This window comes from Runella sp. R5_40, assembly GCF_057652295.1.
Map to the genome: position 1 here is coordinate 503,320 of NZ_JBYFCH010000001.1, position 17,123 is coordinate 520,442.

The following is a 17,123-nucleotide window of genomic DNA, read 5'->3' on the forward strand; positions in this document are numbered from 1 at the left end:
GTAGAGGGTTGCTCACAACCCTCTAAGCTAGTACAGTCGGGTTGTGAGCAACCCTACACATAAAAAAGCGGCGGTCAGTTTAGAACTGGCCGCCGCTTTTCGCATTCTTCACGGTTCTTTCGTGTAGATTCCCCTCCTTTCAGCCTTTATCTAGTAAATCAATCGTTTTCCCCAATGAATCGTTTTTTGTTGTTCTTTTTGTGTTTGTCGCTTTCGGTAATTGGACAAACACCTCCGCCTTCCCCTTTGCGCGTGGAGCAGCTGCGGGTAGAGTACAAAACCAATCCCGTTGGTATTGATGCCTTTTTGCCTCGTTTCAGCTGGAAGCTCTTTTCCAAGGAGCGCAATACCCTTCAAAAATCATATCAAATCCAAGTTTCAAAAGACGATAAATTTTCCAAAAAAGGGCTTATTTGGCAATCGGGCGACGTTGTTTCTGACGCTTCTCACCTCATTGATTACCAAGGTCCTAACCTACAAAGTCGCCAACGGTATTTCTGGAAAGTCAAAGTCGTCGATAATTACGGAAACGTAGCCGAATCGGCCGTCAATTTCTTTGAAATGGGCCTTTTAGCCGCTTCCGACTGGCAAGCCAAATGGATTGAACCCGAAAAAGAAGGAATTGATTTCAAAAAACAACAACCCGCTTCGCTTCTCCGCAAAGAGTTTGTTACCAAACCCAAAGGAAAGATAGCCTCCGCCCGTTTGTACGTCACCAGCCGTGGACTCAACGAAATGTACATCAACGGCCAACGCATCGGCAAAGACGTCCTCAGCCCAGGCTGGACGGCCTACCAAGCTCGTATTCCGTATTTTACCTACAATGTCACAGCATTTATTCAAGCAGGCAACAATGCGATAGGTGCCATGCTGGGCGATGGCTGGTACCGTGGCTATTTGGTGTGGGAAAACAACCGCAACGTATGGGGTGAACGCGTCGCCCTGCTGAGTCAATTGGTGATTAAATACGAAGACGGAACCGAACAAATCATTGGTACCGACGAAACATGGAAGGCCAACAACAACGGCCCTGTCCGCGAAAATGACCTCTACAACGGTGAAACCTACGACGCACGTTTGGAGAAAAAAGGCTGGGCAGCCGTTGGTTTCGACGAAAGTGCGTGGTGGAATGTCCGTCTTGGCAATTACCCCAAAGACAACCTAATTGCCCCCGCTGGTCCGCCCGTACGCCGTACCCAAGAGTTGAAACCCCTCAAGGTACTGACAACGCCCGCGGGAGAAACCGTTTATGATTTTGGCCAAAACATGGTCGGATGGGTTCGGTTGCGCGTGCAAGGCCCTGCTGGCACCAAAATCCGCATTACCCACGCCGAAGTCCTCGACCAAAAAGGCAATTTTTACACCGCCAACCTCCGCTCGGCCAAATGTGAACTCAATTATACCCTGAAAGGCGACAGCATCGAAGTCTATGAACCTCGTTTTACGTTCATGGGTTTTCGCTACGCCCGCATCGAAGGGCTTCCCAATCCACCCACCCTCGATAACCTCACGGGCATCGTCATTCACTCTGATTTCCCCAATTCAGGAACGTTTGAAACGTCAAAACCGCTGGTAAATCAGCTTCAAAAAAACATTGTTTGGGGACAAATTGGCAATTTTGTGGACGTACCCACCGATTGCCCGCAGCGGGATGAGCGCCTAGGCTGGACGGGCGACGCCCAAGCATTTGTTCGTACCGCTACGTTCAACAAAGAAGTAGCAGGCTTTTTTAGCAAATGGCTACGCGACGTGGCGATTGATCAAAAGCCCAACGGCGGAGTTCCGCACGTCGTACCCGACGTGATTCAAAATAAAAACCCAGACGACATTAAGTCATCGGCAGGCTGGGCCGACGTCGCAACGATTGCCCCTTGGACACTTTACCAAGTGTATTCCGACCGTCGTCTGTTAGAAACGCAGTACGAATCCATGAAAAAATGGGTGGAGTATGTCCGTAAAAACGCGGGGGCTAAGCTTCTGTGGACCAACGGCGAACACTTTGGTGACTGGCTGTCGTACCGTGGTGCCGCACAATTTGGAGAGCCTGTAACCGACAATGACTTTATTGCGACGGCCTTTTTTGCCCATTCGGCTAACCTAACGTCCAAAGCGGCACTTACCCTAGGCAAAGCCACGGATGCCGTCTTGTACGGGGAGTTGTTCCAAAACATCAAAAAAGCCTTTTTGCAAGAATACGTTTCACCCAATGGTCGGTTGGTTTGCAATACCCAAACGGCTTATGTGTTGGCACTTCATTTCGATTTATTACCCGAAAACCTTCGTCCACAGGCCGTTGAGCGACTCGTGCAAGACATCAAGCGACACGGCAACCACCTCACTACGGGCTTCTTGGGTACGCCTTATTTGTGCCACGTCCTGACTCGTTTTGGCAAAAACGACGTCGCTTACGACCTACTGAATCAAGAAACGTACCCTTCGTGGCTCTACCCCGTTAAGAAAGGCGCAACCACGATTTGGGAGCGTTGGGACGGAATTAAACCCGATGGAAGTTTTCAGGATGTTAGCATGAACTCTTACAACCATTATGCCTACGGTGCCATTGGCGATTGGATGTATCAAAACATGGCAGGAATTGATTTGGTAGAGCCTGGTTTCAAAAAATTTGTGATTGCACCCAAACCTGGCGGCGGGTTTACTTCCACCAAAGCTACCTATGAATCTCCGTATGGAACGATAGCTTCGTCGTGGGAACAACAAAACGGAAAAACTACCTTAAAAATAAGCGTACCCACCAATTCAAAAGCCCTTGTCAAACTTCCTAGCATTGGTGCAGATAAGTTAAATCAACTTGCCCAAACCCAACGCCTCAAGCTTGTAGAAGGAGCATTGGAAGTTGGAAGTGGAGAGTATTTGTTTGAGTGGTAGCGGAAGAAATTAGTAGGGCTATGAGCAGTTCATTTTTCAATTTAAAAACAATAGGCTTGGGTAAGTATAAGCGGCAGTACTTTTCTCAAGCCTATTTTACTTCCAAAACTCCAACCTTTAGGTATATTGTTTTAATTCTATGCGTATGTTTTTAAAAATATTTTATAATTTTCTTTTTTAAGGTTAAATTTATAGTTACTATTGCCTTTCTTTATTTTTCAATGAAATCATAAGATAAATTAACGTTTTTAAATACAATTATGAAAAAAGCTATAATCCAAATTGCTCTCTTTTTCAAAAGGCTTAGTTTTATTTACCGTGGCATCGGCATATTTTTGTCATTTTTTGTAGTTTTTTGGGAAGCAATCCCTGATTTAAAATTCAATATATATTCAAGTAAGCCTGTAGAAGTATCAATTAGTGAGTTATTAAAAACATCCCCAGAAAATATACCTCGTTATTTAAAAATAAAGGACGCTGTTGTTCCTTCTGGTTCTTATGTCGAATATCGTAAGGAGAAAAATAATTCACTGGTTGGTATTTACTATCCTGTATATCCACACGAATCTGTAAAAATAAATTTAGATTCCGTATCACAGTTAAAGAGTGATAATTCAAAAATCATTGCTGATTCTACAGGAAATATAGCTATCTATAAAAACACAGACAATATAGAGGCGAATTTAGTAATTTACGATACTCATGTTTTAGACAATGACCTTGATAGTACTGGTACGTATTTCAATAGTCCAACTTTCAGTATAGAGGGGCAATATAGCGGTGAAAAGTTAACAAACGAAACTTTAAACTTATTTACCTCGTCAGGATTACATATAAATGCTAATGCAATTGTACTGAAGCGAGGGGACAAAGGGTTTAGTAATGGAGCTGCAATAGGCCTTATCTTGTTAGGTATTTTTCTATTAATTACTTTGACACTTTCGTTTGTTCCTACTCAAAATTTGATTGGAGAATAATGTATTTATTGATTATTAGCAGCACCCATAAAAAATACTCAACTTATTGATTTTCAATCGAATGAGCCCAAAAATAGTTATTATAGGTTCTGCTGCTATCCTTTATATTGGATATAAAATTATTGAGAATTTTAGAACAAAATCGGGAACTAGTTCTCTCATTAAGCAATTAAAGAAAGACACTGATACCGAAGACGCTTTTGCAGAATCACTCGACATTTTAGTAAAAAAGTCGAGTATTAACAATAGCGATAGTCTTAAAGAGCTTGATTTTTATCTAAACAAGGATAAAAACAACATAGGAAAATTCAGGATTCACTATATTAATAAATTGAGTGAAGATAGATACCTTTTCGTCACAACTAGCGATTACGAAGAGTCATTTAAAGCTGGAAAAAGAAAAGTTGAAGTCTCTGATGTATATAACTTGAATTTTGTGTTAAAAATAGACGTATCAAATAATCAATATTTAGTGACATCAGATTTTCATACAGACCTAGTTGACAAAAATCTACGTTCAGACTTTGCAAACTCATTATTTGCTCTTTTACAAAGTTCGTAGCCTACAGGAAGGTATAAACATATTTGAAGTACAGCACATACATACAAGCTCATTAGCACCTTTAAAGTACTGTTAACAAGCTACTCCCACTCTTGTGAATCAGTATTAACCACTTTCTCTAGTAGTATTCGTTCCGTAATCTTATTCTTCACTTCAGGAATGTCCGTTTCGGGATAGTAATGAATTTCAACATTTTTGCGGACGTATTCTATGCCTACGCTGGGTTGATGCCCGTGGAAGAGCAATGCAGGAAAATTAGCAATCGGGAAAAACGGCAAGCCCGAAACCCGATAAATGGTGATGGTTTTACAAAAAATACAGGCCAAATGTTCAGGAAAAGAATCAAGCGTTAAGGCATATTCTGCTTGGGTAGCCACCAATGCCAACTCCTGAATCGACAACAGCCGCGACGCATTTAAAAGGCGATTTGAATCGACTGACGAGGGATTTATTTCGTTGATAATGCGGGCAGATAAATCAGTCTGGCCACAAAACACTACTGAATAAGACGATTCTTGCAAAACTTTTCGGACAATGTCTGCCCAAAAAGCAAGGCTCATTTGTCGATGCGGCTCTCCCGTTTCAGGAAAAAGCATGACGTAGGAATTGACCAGCGGATAGGGAAGTTTTGTCCCAACGGATTCCCAAGAAACTGACGGAAGAATATGAAAATACGGCTTTACATCTTCGAGTTTGGCCGTAATATTCATCTCTTTCAAGAGCGCTGCATAAGTGTCAAAATGATGGAAACACGTATTTTCGGGCAACGTCAATTCCACATCAAGCAAACCTCCCTGCCCTCGTCGATTAAATCCAATCGCTTTTTTTACTTTCGTAAAAGGCAGGATAAAATGAGATACCGCGTTGGAGGTACGGACATCAATATAATAGTCGTACTCTTCCCGTTTTAAAATCGCAATTGCCGTTTTGAACGTAGCAAAAAACTGCTTGATTTTCTGCCAGTTACTACTTTTGGCACGATTACTCAAGATGTGGTCGAGGTAAATAGCCTGATGAATGTAAGGATTATGTTCATTAACGGCCTTGCACCATGTCGGCGTAATCACATCAATGATGGCATTGGGGTATTTTTGACGAATCAGCGGAAACAGGTACGAAACCGTCAGGGCATCGCCCATGTGCCCCAACGAAGCAATCAACACCTTGGGACTACTCGAAATAGACCCACGTTCTCTCCTTTTATAGAACCACCTTGCATAGGCATCTATAAAAAAATCAGTCAAACGCATTGGAATTGTCTCGCGAGGGGTGCCGCTGTAATATCGCTTCATCAATCAATTATAATTCTTTATTTACAAAGTGTAACCCAGTTGGCTAAATTTCTCTTTCCAAAACTCTAACTCATGAATATCCCAAGCGTGGCATCCAAACGGAAGCTGTTGGCCGTTGAGCTCAAACGATTTGGACGGTTTATCTTCCACAGCAAACCGCAATGCTTCGCGCCAATGCGGTACCCGTACCCGCTGGAAGTATCGGTTCATTTCGATGCAAAAAAAGACGTCTTCATTGTAAAAAGAACCTTTTCCTGCCAAATAACGCTCAATCATAGGGCGTTGTGAACGCACAATATCAAGCATTTTCTGAACCTTACGAAGCGAAAAACCACCGTTGCCTACGGTCATTTTGAGAATAACATCCAACGGTTGATTGTTTCGGTTTTTGTCGCGCAAATCAAACCAAATCGCCAATTGTTTCTTGAGACGAAAAATAAGCTTGTCCGTTACCGATGAAAAATCGCGTTCAAGACGCCAAGGTGCTCCAATGTAATCGTATCCTTTCTGGCACCATTCCAGCAACTCATCCCGAAACACAAACGCATCCAATTGGTAAATCAACATGTACTCATACCTAGCGAAACGCTCATAAAACTCCGTCGAAAGCATCAATCGGTTGTACGTCTGAACACTTTTAAAATAGCTATCATCAAAAGACTCAAAATGCAATTGAGGCCGAACTTCTGTCAAAAATTGAAGGTCGAGTGATTGAGGTTTAACAATTTGAATGGAGTATTTTCCTAAAACTTTCAGGCATTGAACAAAAGCAATCCGTTCGTATGCAGTAAAATCAGATTTATATACAGGAATAACGACGACGACTGGGTTCATACCACCTTTGGGTTGGTGCTGATTTCTTTGGGGTAACAAAAGACACCCAAAGGTACAAGAAAAAGTCTATCCAAAATAAAATTTTACCGATACCCTTTCAAATATCCTTCTGATGGGGGTTTATTCTCTCGGTAGTTATGCTTTGTAATTTTGGCCTCAAAAATAGGCTGTTTGGTCTCACAAGAGCATCTACCTGCTGTTTAGCAAAAAATTGTACATTTTTTATACGCTCGTCTGTTATCAAAGAAAATTTATCGTTAATTTTGCGGCAAATTTATGAATCACTATAAACTTTATATCATAATATGGTAGCTGTAAGACCGGATGAGGTTTCGGCGATACTTCGGGAACAATTGGCAGGAGCCAAAACCGACGCCCAACTCGAAGAAGTAGGTACGGTGCTCCAAATAGGTGACGGTGTAGCCCGTATCTATGGCCTTACCAAAGTACAAGCAGGAGAGCTTCTCGTGTTTGCAAATGGCCTCAAAGCCCTTGCCCTCAACCTCGAAGAAGACAACGTCGGAGCGGTATTGCTCGGCGAATCGTCCGAAATTAAAGAAGGTGATACCGTAAAACGTACTGGCGAAATCGCCTCTGTAAAAGTAGGTGAAGGAATCATCGGACGTGTAGTAAACACGCTTGCGGAACCTATCGACGGTATGGGACCTATCCAAGGCGAAACGTACGAAATGCCACTTGAGCGTAAAGCCCCTGGGGTTATCTATCGTCAGCCTGTAACTGAGCCTCTTCAAACAGGTATCAAATCAATCGACGCCATGATTCCTATCGGACGTGGCCAACGCGAATTGGTGATTGGTGACCGTCAAACGGGTAAAACAGCCGTTTGTATCGATACCATCATCAACCAAAAAGAATTCTACGACAAAGGTGAGCCAGTATATTGTATCTACGTAGCTTGCGGTCAGAAAGCCTCTACCGTGAAGCAAGTAGAAGCTACCCTCCGTCGTTATGGAGCAATGGACTACACTGTTATCGTTTCGGCGTCAGCAGCAGATCCATCACCAATGCAGTTCTTTGCACCATTTACGGGTGCTGCCATCGGGGAATATTTCCGCGACACTGGCCGTCCTGCTTTGGTAGTTTACGATGACTTGTCAAAACAAGCCGTTGCTTACCGCGAGGTATCTCTTTTGCTTCGTCGCCCACCAGGCCGCGAAGCTTATCCAGGAGACGTATTCTATCTTCACAGCCGTTTGCTAGAACGTGCCGCGAAAATCAACACGTCGGACGAAATTGCGAGAAACATGAACGACTTGCCACCTTCGTTGAAAGACAAAGTAAAAGGTGGTGGTTCATTGACCGCCCTTCCAATCATTGAAACACAAGCGGGTGACGTATCGGCGTATATTCCAACCAACGTAATCTCGATCACTGATGGTCAGATTTTCTTGGAATCAAACCTCTTCAACGCAGGTATCCGTCCAGCCATCAACGTAGGTATCTCGGTATCTCGCGTGGGTGGTAACGCACAAATCAAGTCAATGAAGAAAGTAGCAGGTACGCTTAAACTTGACCAAGCGCAGTTCCGTGAATTGGAAGCGTTTGCCAAGTTTGGTTCAGACCTTGATGCTTCTACTAAATTGACCATCGACCGTGGTCGCCGCAACCAAGAAATCTTGAAACAAGGTCAGTTCTCACCAGTAAGTGTGGGCGACCAAGTAGCGATTATCTATGCTTCTATCAACGGAGTATTGGATAAAGTAAACGTTTCAAAAGTAAAAGAATTTGAAACCGAATTTATCCACCAATTGAAAGCTTCGCATCCAGAAGTGTTGAAAGCATTGGCTGCTGGCAAATTGGACGATTCAGTAACAGATACTATCAAGAAACTAGGTCGCGAACTCGCTCCTAAATACGCTTAATTTACTGCATTAGCAGGTTCATATCGAATGTCTCGCATCAAAGAAATCGTAAAGGCTACGCCCCTCATTGGGGACGTAGCCCGATTTATCGGAAAATATCGCACACGGGTACCCGCAGGGCACTTTTATAGCCCGATTGTATCGGTGGACGAAATACGTAAACGTGAAGAACAGATTTACCCCACACCTCCGCCACGGACGTTGCCAGGTATTGATCTTCGCGAAGAAGCGCAAGTCGCCTTGATGCAGACGTTTGCCTCGTCTTACTTTGGGAGTGTTCCGTTTACGGACAACCCCCAAGAAGGCTTTCGGTATTATTTTGTTAATAAATATTTTATTCACGCCGACGCCACCACGCTGCATTGCATGATGCGGCACTTTAAGCCCAAGCACATCATTGAAGCAGGGTCTGGGTTTTCGTCGGCTGTGATGTTGGATACCAACGAACGGTTTTTGAACCAAAGCGTAAAGTTCACGTTTATTGAGCCTTATCCCGACCGTTTGTATTCGTTGTTGACACCCGCCGACCGCCAACAGACAACCATTTTTGAAAAAACATTGCAGGATATTCCTGTGACGTATTTTGAGCAATTAGGCGAAAACGACATCCTGTTTATTGATTCGACCCACGTCTCAAAAACAGGAAGCGACGTCAACTATTTCTTGTTTGAGATATTCCCTCGCCTCCAACCTGGGGTTATCGTTCACGTTCACGACGTATTTTATCCTTTTGAGTACCCCAAAGCGTGGGTAATCGACGGAAACGGGCGTTTTGGCTGGAACGAAGCCTACATGATGCGGGCATTTTTGATGTACCAAAACCAGTTTGAAGTGTTGTTTTACAACGATTTTCTTCAAACGTTTCATTCAGAGTGGTTAGCTCAGCACATGCCAACCTACGCCACGCGTGGACGAGGGTCGAGTATATGGCTGAGAAAAACCAAGTAAAAAGCAGTAAGTTTAAATAGTTTTATCCTGTACGGAAACTATTAACAAATAACAGTTAACGGTAACACACAATGGCTTCACTGAAGGAAGTTCGCAGTAGAATCACGTCGGTTAACTCGACGCAACAAATTACGAAGGCCATGAAAATGGTGGCCGCCGCTAAACTTCGCCGTGCGCAAGACGCCATCATTCAGATGCGCCCTTACGCCAAGAAGTTGAGTGAAATGCTTGCAACGGTATCAGCGGGAGCTGAAACCGCCGCAGAAAGCCCATTTAAGCAGGTCCGTTCGGTAGAAAAAGTGTTGATTGTCACTGTTACTTCTGATCGTGGCCTTTGTGGGGCGTTCAATTCCAATATCGCTAAAGCCGCCAACCTGCTCATCAACGAAAAATACGCTACGCAAGCTGCCAAAGGCAACGTAGAAATTTTGGCGTTGGGAAAAAAAGGAGGTGAGGCATTTCAGCGCAGGGGCTTCAACGTAAATACAACCTACATGGATGTATATACTCGTTTGAGCTTTGGCGTCGTAAAAGAAGCCGCTGAAAGCATCATGGCCGACTTTGAAGCTGGAAAATACGACGCGGTAGAAGTGGTTTTCAACGAATTTAAAAACGTTGCAACCCAAATCATCCGTACCGAGCAGTTTTTGCCTATCGTCGCTGACGAAACAGCATCACAAAATGTATCCGCTTCGGGTGCTAACTACGTATTTGAGCCCTCAGAAGAGCAAATCGTGCAAGATTTGATTCCTAAAACGCTCAAAATTCAATTGTACCGTGCCGTACTCGAATCAAACGCTTCGGAACACGGTGCGCGTATGACGGCGATGGACAAAGCCACCGACAACGCCCAAGAGCTTTTGAAAGCGTTGCGTTTGGAATACAACCGCTCACGCCAAGCGGCCATTACCAAAGAAATCCTCGAAATCGTGGGTGGTGCCGAAGCATTATCGCAAGGCTAATCCCCAACGATTTTATATTTGAAAGCCTGTCTTTGAGGAGACAGGCTTTTTTGTTACCTAATAATTAAAATAAAAAGTATTATTAGTTTATATCAAGAAAAACCTGTAGCTTATCTCCGAATTCAACTACTGTATTAAAACCATTACACTCTACATGCTCACGTATTTAAAAAATTCGTTTCGGCGAAAAGTAGCTCGGCGTTTTACCAAAGAGTACCCGTCACATATTCATCAATATCATTTGGAAAAAGAAGGTAAAGTTGACTTTGCCGAATGGACAAATCCATTTATGACACCACTTGGACTCAAACAAGAAACGGTAGATTTTTTCCGTCAGTTTATCAAAGAAGGGGATTTGGCCATTGATATTGGTGCCAACATCGGAGATACTACCGTTCCGATGGGCTTAGCTGCTGGTCAGAAAGGTCTTGTTTTAGGGTTTGACCCAAATCCGTACGTCTTTAAAATTCTACAGGAAAATGCTTTGCTCAATCGGGATAAAGCAACGATTCATCCTTTGCCGTTTGCTATTTCGGTGCAAGAAGAAGAGTTTTATTTTATTTCTTCCGAAGCTTCGTTTGTCAACGGAGGGATTTCGCCCACCAAAGAGAGTCGTCATGGTAAATTTGTCCATCCCGAAAAAATCAAAGGGGTGCCAATGAAGCAATTTTTAGAAAAAAATTATGCCGAATCGTTGCCTAAGTTGTCGTTTATTAAGGTAGATACCGAAGGCTATGACAAAGAAATTCTCAAGTCGATTGCTGATTTGATTGCTCAGTATAAACCCGTGATTATCGCTGAGAGCTTTGGTAAAAATACCGATACCGACAAAATGGAGCTTTTTACCACGATTGCCCAACACGGATACGAAATTTATTACGTTGAAGCGTTTGAAACAACGGCTGAGGTCATTCCAATCAACACCAAGGAAGAAATTACAAAATGGAAAAAAACCATTAATATTTACGCCACGCCTAAGTAAGCAAATGGACACAGCCTGTCTTCGAGAAGACAGACTGTGTTTGTGATTCACGTTATAAGTGCTTTCCCCACTTATTTTATATATTTGTACAAAAGAAAAATGACTTTTACATGAAAAAGAAAGAAAAATACAGTAGCTTTCATGAAATGAAAATCAACTCTACTTCAATAAACCCAACTAATGCTACTGAAGTAATGGAACGCCATACTATGTTTGATACCTTTATGGGGTTTGTTAGGGAGGAGCATGCAAAAAAAATAGCTTCAAAAAGCCGTAAGCCTACCTCTAAATGATAGTATGAGTGATAGCCCTATTTCCTCCATCTTCACATCTTTAAATAAGCACCATGTACAATTCTTAGTTGTTGGAGGCATGGCAGTCGCTTTCTATGGCCACAGCAGACTTTCTACTAATATCGCTGGTGAAATTACTGAAAAACCTGATATTGATATTTGGTACAACCCGAATTATGAAAATTACTATTCTCTTCTTAACGCTGTAAAAGACCTCGGAAAGGATATAACTTCCTATCTTAATGAGGTTAATCCAGATCCGAAAAAATCGTTTTTCAAGTTTGAATTTGATAATTACACGCTCGATTGCTTACCTCGAATAAATGCTCCTTTAAAATTCAGCGAATCGTATATCAGGAGAGAAATCTTTACTGGAAATGAGCTTGAGATTCCATTCATAAGTCGCGAGGACTTAATAGCAGACAAGAAAATAACAGGCAGACCAAAAGACCTGTCCGATATTGCACATTTGCTTTGAGAAGTGAGATACACAAAATCCGAAGGGTTAGCCCTTCCCCCTTTTCTATTTTTCTTCAATAACCCTTGGCCTTATTTTAAAAAAAATGAGTAATGTATAGTCACTGTTGCCTTACTGACATAAGCACCTAATTGACTATCTGCTATGACCTCACAGACTTCTCGGAGAAAATTTCTCAAAGGTTCGCTGGCTACCTTAGCCACGTTTTCTATTGTGCCTCGGCATGTGCTGGGCAAAGGCTATCTCGCTCCTAGCGACCAACTTACCAAAGGAATCGTCGGCGTAGGCGGCATGGGCCGCGGCCATATTCCGTACGCAGGAACGCGGGTAGTGGCCGTGTGCGATGTGGACAAACGACACATCAAACTAGCCCTCGATGAACTGGGCACCAATGCCTCTGGCGTAAAAACCTTTGGGGATTACCGAGAACTGATTCAATTGCCCGAAGTGGACATTGTTCACGTGGCGACTCCCCCTCACTGGCACGGTATCATTGCCGCCGACGCCGCCCGCGCAGGCAAAGACGTATGGTGCGAAAAACCCATGACCCGAACCATCGGCGAAGGGAAACGTTTGGTAGAAGCCGTACAGCAACACGGTCGGATTTTCCGCCTCAATACTTGGTTTCGGTTCGAGTCCAACTTTTATGGCATGAACTCTACCGTTCGACCCATCAAAAAACTGGTAGAAAGTGGGCTATTGGGTTGGCCGCTCAAGGTCACCGTAAGCCGCCACACGGGCTTCGATTGGAAGTTTTACTGGGTAGGCAAAACCGACCTAACGCCCGAACCCGTTCCCGCCGACCTCGACTACGACATGTGGCTCGGCCCTGCGCAATACAAACCCTACAACACCCACCGCGTCCATAATACCTTCCGTGGTTACTGGGACTACGACGGCGGTGGCTTGGGCGACATGGGGCAACATTACTTAGACCCTATCCAGTATTTCCTAGGAAAAGACGATACCAGCCCCATCAGCGTGGAAATTGATGCGCCACAGCAACATACGGACGCCGTAGGTACTTGGCGCCGTATCGAATACACCTACGCCGACGGCTGTAAAATCATCCTCGACGGCGAAGGAAAAGACGAAAACGTTCCGTACATCGAAGGGCCAAAAGGCAAGCTTTACCCCAATTTCAGGTCAGATATTCCTGATTTGGAGAAAAAACTAGCTGCTTTCCCCGACCCCGAACCTCAAGTAACGGACTTTGCCGAAGCGGTAAGAAAACGTCAAAAATTTGCGCTCAACGAAGAAAACGGCCACCGTTCTTGCACGATTGTCAACATGGGATTAACGGCATTGCGTTTGGGTCGCTCGCTCAAATTTGACCCTGTTAAGCAGCTGTTTGTGGACGACGAAGGGGCCAACCGCCTCATCGACCAACCCATGCGCGGCCCTTGGACTATGTAAATTAATTAGATAATGTGGTAATTTGAAAATTTGAAGAATGACTACTGAGACAATTTAGCACTTCATTTTCAAATTTGCTCATTTTCAAATTGCAAAATTAAAACTTCGACTTTCTATGAAATATACCATACATTTACTTTTAGGACTCTGGCTAAGTACCACCGCTGCCATGGCGCAGGTGGATGCCCGAATTACCAATCTTTTACGGCAATTTCCCTCCCAAAACGCCAAACAGCAGCAAAAAAACATGGACGACATGGCCGCGCTTGGCAAAACTGGAATTACTGCACTGGCTTCACAACTTTCATCGCCCGATAAAACAGAACACGCAAAAGTACAATATGCAATCGGTGGCTTTACGTATTACGTTACCCAAGCTGGCAAGGAAGAATGGCGGAAAATGGCGGCCGAAGCCTACGCCGAAGCACTACCCCGCGTGAGCGATAAAAACAACCAAGCTTTTCTGATTTTTCAACTTCAACAAGTGGGAAAAGACGAGGTCGTAGGCACGTTGGCCAACTACTTGACAGACGCACAATTGAGTGGCCCTGCCGCACGCGCCCTTGGTAAAATTGGAACCGCTCAAGCAACAAAAGCCTTGAACCAAGCGCTTTCCACCGCAACGGGTGAGGCACAAATCTCCCTCATCGAAGCCCTTGGCGACGCCAAAGTTAGCGACGCCGCCCCTGCCATTGAGCGAATCGCTGCGGGTGCTACGGGCAATTTGCAAAAGGTAACACTTTACGCTTTGGCCCAAATTGGGGGTAACACCTCTGTATATACGTTATCGAATGCCGCTGCTAAAGCCAATTATTCATACGACGTCGCGAACGCTACCTCGTCGTACCTTGTCTATTTAGAACGTTTGGTTGAAAATGGCCAAAAAGCGTTGGCGGTTAAAAGCGCTACTGCGCTCTTAAAGAATGCCATCTCCGACAAACAAACGCCTACTCGCACGGCTGCCTTGAAAATTTTGGCCGATGCACAAGGAGCGTTGAGCGTCCCAAGTCTCCAAAAAGCAGTAGCTAGTCCTGCCATTGAGGAGCGAATTGCCGCTTTGAAACTGGCTCAAAAGTTCCTTACTCCCGCCAATACGCAACAATGGATAGCCGCTTTGCCACGTTTCAAACCCGAAGCCCAAGCCGAGGTGATTACGATGTTAGGACAAGCCGACGCCAAAACGGCACTTCCTGCTCTCCTCAAGCAACTTTCTAGCAAAGTAAGTGTGGTTAAAATTGCGGCGATTGGCGCTTCCGCAAAGATTGGCCAAGAAAGCGTCTTAAAGAACTTATTGGACGTCTTGAAAAAAAGCTCAGACGACGAAGTGAAGGCCGTAAAAACGGCGCTTTTGTCGCTCAAAGGAGACAATGTGGTCAATCAAGTAGCCACGGCACTGCCGACACAACCAGCCAACGCCCAAGTGGCTTTGCTTGAGTTTTTGGCTGCCCGCGCGGCTGATTCAAAAATTGACGTGGTAGTAGGACAATTAAAGAATAACGACCCCAGCGTTAAGAATGCGGCTTTTTCTGCCCTCAAGCGCGTTTCGATGCCGAAGGATTTACCAACCTTGTACGAACTATTAGGCACGGTTTCGGCACCTACTGAGCTGCTTGCCACTCAAGAAGCCATCACCGCTGCCCTCAAAGGTACAGGAAATGCTAATCAACAAACCCAACTTTTATTGGGTCAAATCAACAACGTAAGTGCAGAGAAAAAGCCCGCGTATTTGCGCGTTTTGGCCAACATTGGCACCCGTAAAGCGTTGCAATTTGTGAGTTCTTCTTTTACCAATGGCTCAGGTTCAGCCCAACAAGCAGCACTTTCTGCGCTGGCCAATTGGTCGGATGTAAGTGCCATTCCTGAGTTGCACAACATTGGGAAAAGCGCGACCGATGCCTCTGTCACCGAGCAAGCCGTGGCAGGAATTATCCGCGCGGTAACGGCATCGAAACAAAACCCAACCCAGCGTGTACTTTCACTGCGCGAAGCCTTGTCCATCGCCAAAACATCGGCACAAAAAGAAAGTGTTTTAAAAGAATTGGTGCGCAACCGTACGTTCAATGCACTCTTGCTGGCAGGCCCTTACTTAGACGATGCTTCTCTCCAACAAACAGCCGCCCAAGTGGTCATCAATGCTGCGCTATCCAACAAAGACTTCAACGGTACGACCGTTCGTTCTTACCTTAACAAAGCCCTCAACTTTGCCTCTAGCGATGCGCAGAAAGAAGCAGTGCGCAAACATTTGGCCGAGCTTCCTGCGGGAGATGGCTTTGTCTCATTGTTTAATGGAAAAGACCTGACAGGCTGGAAAGGATTGGTCGCCAACCCAATTGCCCGCGCCAAAATGCACCCCGATACACTCGCCGCCAAGCAACTCAAAGCCGACGAAAACATGCGCAAAGGCTGGGTCGTCAAAGAGGGTGATTTGGTTTTCACGGGCCACGGCGATAACCTCTGTACGGTGAAAAAATACCGCGATTTTGAGATGTTTGTGGACTGGAAAATCGAACCCAAAGGCGACGCAGGTATTTATTTACGCGGCTCTCCTCAAGTGCAAGTTTGGGATACATCACGCGTAGAGGTGGGTGCGCAAGTTGGTTCGGGAGGATTGTACAACAACCAAAAGAACCCAAGCAAGCCACTCAAAGTAGCCGACAATGCGATTGGTGACTGGAACACCTTCCGTATTATCATGAAAGGCGACCGCGTGACGGTGTATTTGAACGGTGAGTTAGTGGTGGACAACGTGATTTTGGAAAATTATTGGGATAGAAAACTTCCCATTTTTGCCAGCGAGCAGCTTGAACTTCAAGCCCATGGAACGTTGGTAGCCTACCGCGACATTTATGTCAAAGAATTGCCTAGTCCTGAGCCATTTGTATTGAGTGAGCAAGAGAAAAACGACGGTTTCAAAGTATTATTTGATGGCACCAACATGTTTGAATGGCAAGGAAACACCACCGACTACATCATCGAAAACGGCGATATGGTGATTTATCCTAACCGTGGTGGAAAAGGCAATCTTTATACCAAAGACGAATACAGCGATTTTGAGTTCCGTTTTGAGTTCCAACTGACACCTGGCGCCAACAACGGCCTAGGAATACGCGCTCCACTCCAAGGCGATGCGGCTTATGTGGGCATGACTGAATTACAGATTTTGGACAACGACGCGGAGATTTATAAGTCGTTGCAGCCTTACCAGTACCACGGCTCGGCTTACGGAATTATTCCTGCCAAACGAGGGTTCCACAAACCGCTTGGACAATGGAACTACCAAGAAGTAGTAGTAAAAGGATCAAAAATAAAAGTAACCCTCAACGGAACGGTCATTTTGGACGGCGACCTAGCTGAAGCTTCTAAAAATGGAACTGCCGACCACCGCGAACACCCAGGGTTGAACCGTACTTCGGGATACATCGGCTTTTTGGGGCACGGCGATGTGGTTCGTTTCCGCAACATTCGCGTAAAAGATTTGACGGTGGTTCCGCCCGTTGAACAACCCGCCCCAGAACCTGCTCCGACTGATAAGAAAAAACGGAAGAAAAAATAGAAGGAGAATATGAGAGTTAGTTGGAGGTGTAATCATCTCCAACTAACTCATTTAAAG

The 17,123-nt window shown here is 44.6% G+C and carries 13 protein-coding genes; 11 read left to right on the forward strand and 2 right to left on the reverse strand.

Translation table 11 applies throughout. The annotated features are described in order from the left end of the window. Positions 1-174: 174 nt before the first annotated feature. The 3 genes from AC23N5_RS02200 to AC23N5_RS02210 all read left to right on the forward strand — a co-directional run bounded on the left by AC23N5_RS02200 (position 175) and on the right by AC23N5_RS02210 (position 4,425). Complete coding sequence (locus AC23N5_RS02200) at positions 175-2,886, forward strand: family 78 glycoside hydrolase catalytic domain (RefSeq protein WP_487754324.1); 2,712 nt, start codon at positions 175-177, stop codon at positions 2,884-2,886. A gap of 260 nt (positions 2,887-3,146) precedes the next feature. After that, entirely contained in the window at positions 3,147-3,863 is a 717-nt protein-coding gene (locus AC23N5_RS02205; RefSeq protein ID WP_487754325.1) for a hypothetical protein, read from the forward strand. Between the two features lie 61 nt (positions 3,864-3,924). Next, a complete protein-coding gene (locus tag AC23N5_RS02210) occupies positions 3,925-4,425 on the forward strand; it encodes a hypothetical protein (protein WP_487754326.1) in 501 nt (166 codons plus the stop codon). An 80-nt stretch (positions 4,426-4,505) separates the two neighbouring features. On the opposite strand, the gene AC23N5_RS02215 is transcribed toward AC23N5_RS02210, so the two are convergent. Both AC23N5_RS02215 and AC23N5_RS02220 read right to left on the reverse strand, forming a co-directional pair. Continuing rightward, positions 4,506-5,717, reverse strand: a complete 1,212-nt coding sequence (locus AC23N5_RS02215) for a glycosyltransferase family 9 protein (protein WP_487754327.1) — start codon at positions 5,715-5,717, stop codon at positions 4,506-4,508. A 21-nt stretch (positions 5,718-5,738) separates the two neighbouring features. Next, positions 5,739-6,551: a DUF5672 family protein gene (locus AC23N5_RS02220; protein WP_487754328.1), complete on the reverse strand. Its 813-nt coding sequence runs from the start codon at positions 6,549-6,551 to the stop codon at positions 5,739-5,741. Positions 6,552-6,856: 305 nt separating this feature from the next. On the opposite strand from AC23N5_RS02220, the gene atpA reads away from it, so the two are divergent. The 8 genes from atpA to AC23N5_RS02260 all read left to right on the forward strand — a co-directional run bounded on the left by atpA (position 6,857) and on the right by AC23N5_RS02260 (position 17,066). Then, entirely contained in the window at positions 6,857-8,434 is a 1,578-nt protein-coding gene (gene atpA / locus AC23N5_RS02225; RefSeq protein ID WP_183978253.1) for a F0F1 ATP synthase subunit alpha, read from the forward strand. A 27-nt stretch (positions 8,435-8,461) separates the two neighbouring features. After that, complete coding sequence (locus AC23N5_RS02230) at positions 8,462-9,382, forward strand: class I SAM-dependent methyltransferase (RefSeq protein ID WP_183978251.1); 921 nt, start codon at positions 8,462-8,464, stop codon at positions 9,380-9,382. A 71-nt stretch (positions 9,383-9,453) separates the two neighbouring features. Next, the gene (gene atpG, locus AC23N5_RS02235; protein ID WP_028523885.1) at positions 9,454-10,344 is read left to right on the forward strand and encodes an ATP synthase F1 subunit gamma; all 891 of its coding nucleotides are present in this window, start codon (positions 9,454-9,456) and stop codon (positions 10,342-10,344) included. A 154-nt stretch (positions 10,345-10,498) separates the two neighbouring features. Continuing rightward, positions 10,499-11,326, forward strand: coding sequence for an FkbM family methyltransferase (locus AC23N5_RS02240; RefSeq protein ID WP_487754329.1), 828 nt, complete (start codon positions 10,499-10,501; stop codon positions 11,324-11,326). 110 nt (positions 11,327-11,436) lie between these two features. After that, a complete protein-coding gene (locus tag AC23N5_RS02245; RefSeq protein ID WP_122932550.1) occupies positions 11,437-11,619 on the forward strand; it encodes a hypothetical protein in 183 nt (60 codons plus the stop codon). Positions 11,620-11,623: 4 nt separating this feature from the next. Further along, complete coding sequence (locus tag AC23N5_RS02250) at positions 11,624-12,097, forward strand: hypothetical protein (protein ID WP_487754330.1); 474 nt, start codon at positions 11,624-11,626, stop codon at positions 12,095-12,097. 144 nt (positions 12,098-12,241) lie between these two features. Continuing rightward, on the forward strand, positions 12,242-13,513 hold the full coding sequence (locus AC23N5_RS02255; RefSeq protein WP_183978247.1) for a Gfo/Idh/MocA family oxidoreductase: 1,272 nt from the start codon (positions 12,242-12,244) through the stop codon (positions 13,511-13,513). A 115-nt stretch (positions 13,514-13,628) separates the two neighbouring features. Then, the gene (locus tag AC23N5_RS02260) at positions 13,629-17,066 is read left to right on the forward strand and encodes a 3-keto-alpha-glucoside-1,2-lyase-like domain-containing protein (RefSeq protein ID WP_487754331.1); all 3,438 of its coding nucleotides are present in this window, start codon (positions 13,629-13,631) and stop codon (positions 17,064-17,066) included. Positions 17,067-17,123: the final 57 nt, after the last annotated feature.

Bases quoted from the DNA above. Each gene is read 5' to 3' on its own strand.
- AC23N5_RS02200 (WP_487754324.1), top strand. From the start codon at position 175: ATGAATCGTTTTTTGTTGTTCTTTTTGTGTTTGTCGCTTTCGGTAATT.
- AC23N5_RS02205 (WP_487754325.1), top strand. From the start codon at position 3,147: ATGAAAAAAGCTATAATCCAAATTGCTCTCTTTTTCAAAAGGCTTAGT.
- AC23N5_RS02210 (WP_487754326.1), top strand. From the start codon at position 3,925: ATGAGCCCAAAAATAGTTATTATAGGTTCTGCTGCTATCCTTTATATT.
- AC23N5_RS02215 (WP_487754327.1), bottom strand. From the start codon at position 5,717: ATGAAGCGATATTACAGCGGCACCCCTCGCGAGACAATTCCAATGCGT.
- AC23N5_RS02220 (WP_487754328.1), bottom strand. From the start codon at position 6,551: ATGAACCCAGTCGTCGTCGTTATTCCTGTATATAAATCTGATTTTACT.
- atpA (WP_183978253.1), top strand. From the start codon at position 6,857: ATGGTAGCTGTAAGACCGGATGAGGTTTCGGCGATACTTCGGGAACAA.
- AC23N5_RS02230 (WP_183978251.1), top strand. From the start codon at position 8,462: ATGTCTCGCATCAAAGAAATCGTAAAGGCTACGCCCCTCATTGGGGAC.
- atpG (WP_028523885.1), top strand. From the start codon at position 9,454: ATGGCTTCACTGAAGGAAGTTCGCAGTAGAATCACGTCGGTTAACTCG.
- AC23N5_RS02240 (WP_487754329.1), top strand. From the start codon at position 10,499: ATGCTCACGTATTTAAAAAATTCGTTTCGGCGAAAAGTAGCTCGGCGT.
- AC23N5_RS02245 (WP_122932550.1), top strand. From the start codon at position 11,437: ATGAAAAAGAAAGAAAAATACAGTAGCTTTCATGAAATGAAAATCAAC.
- AC23N5_RS02250 (WP_487754330.1), top strand. From the start codon at position 11,624: ATGAGTGATAGCCCTATTTCCTCCATCTTCACATCTTTAAATAAGCAC.
- AC23N5_RS02255 (WP_183978247.1), top strand. From the start codon at position 12,242: ATGACCTCACAGACTTCTCGGAGAAAATTTCTCAAAGGTTCGCTGGCT.
- AC23N5_RS02260 (WP_487754331.1), top strand. From the start codon at position 13,629: ATGAAATATACCATACATTTACTTTTAGGACTCTGGCTAAGTACCACC.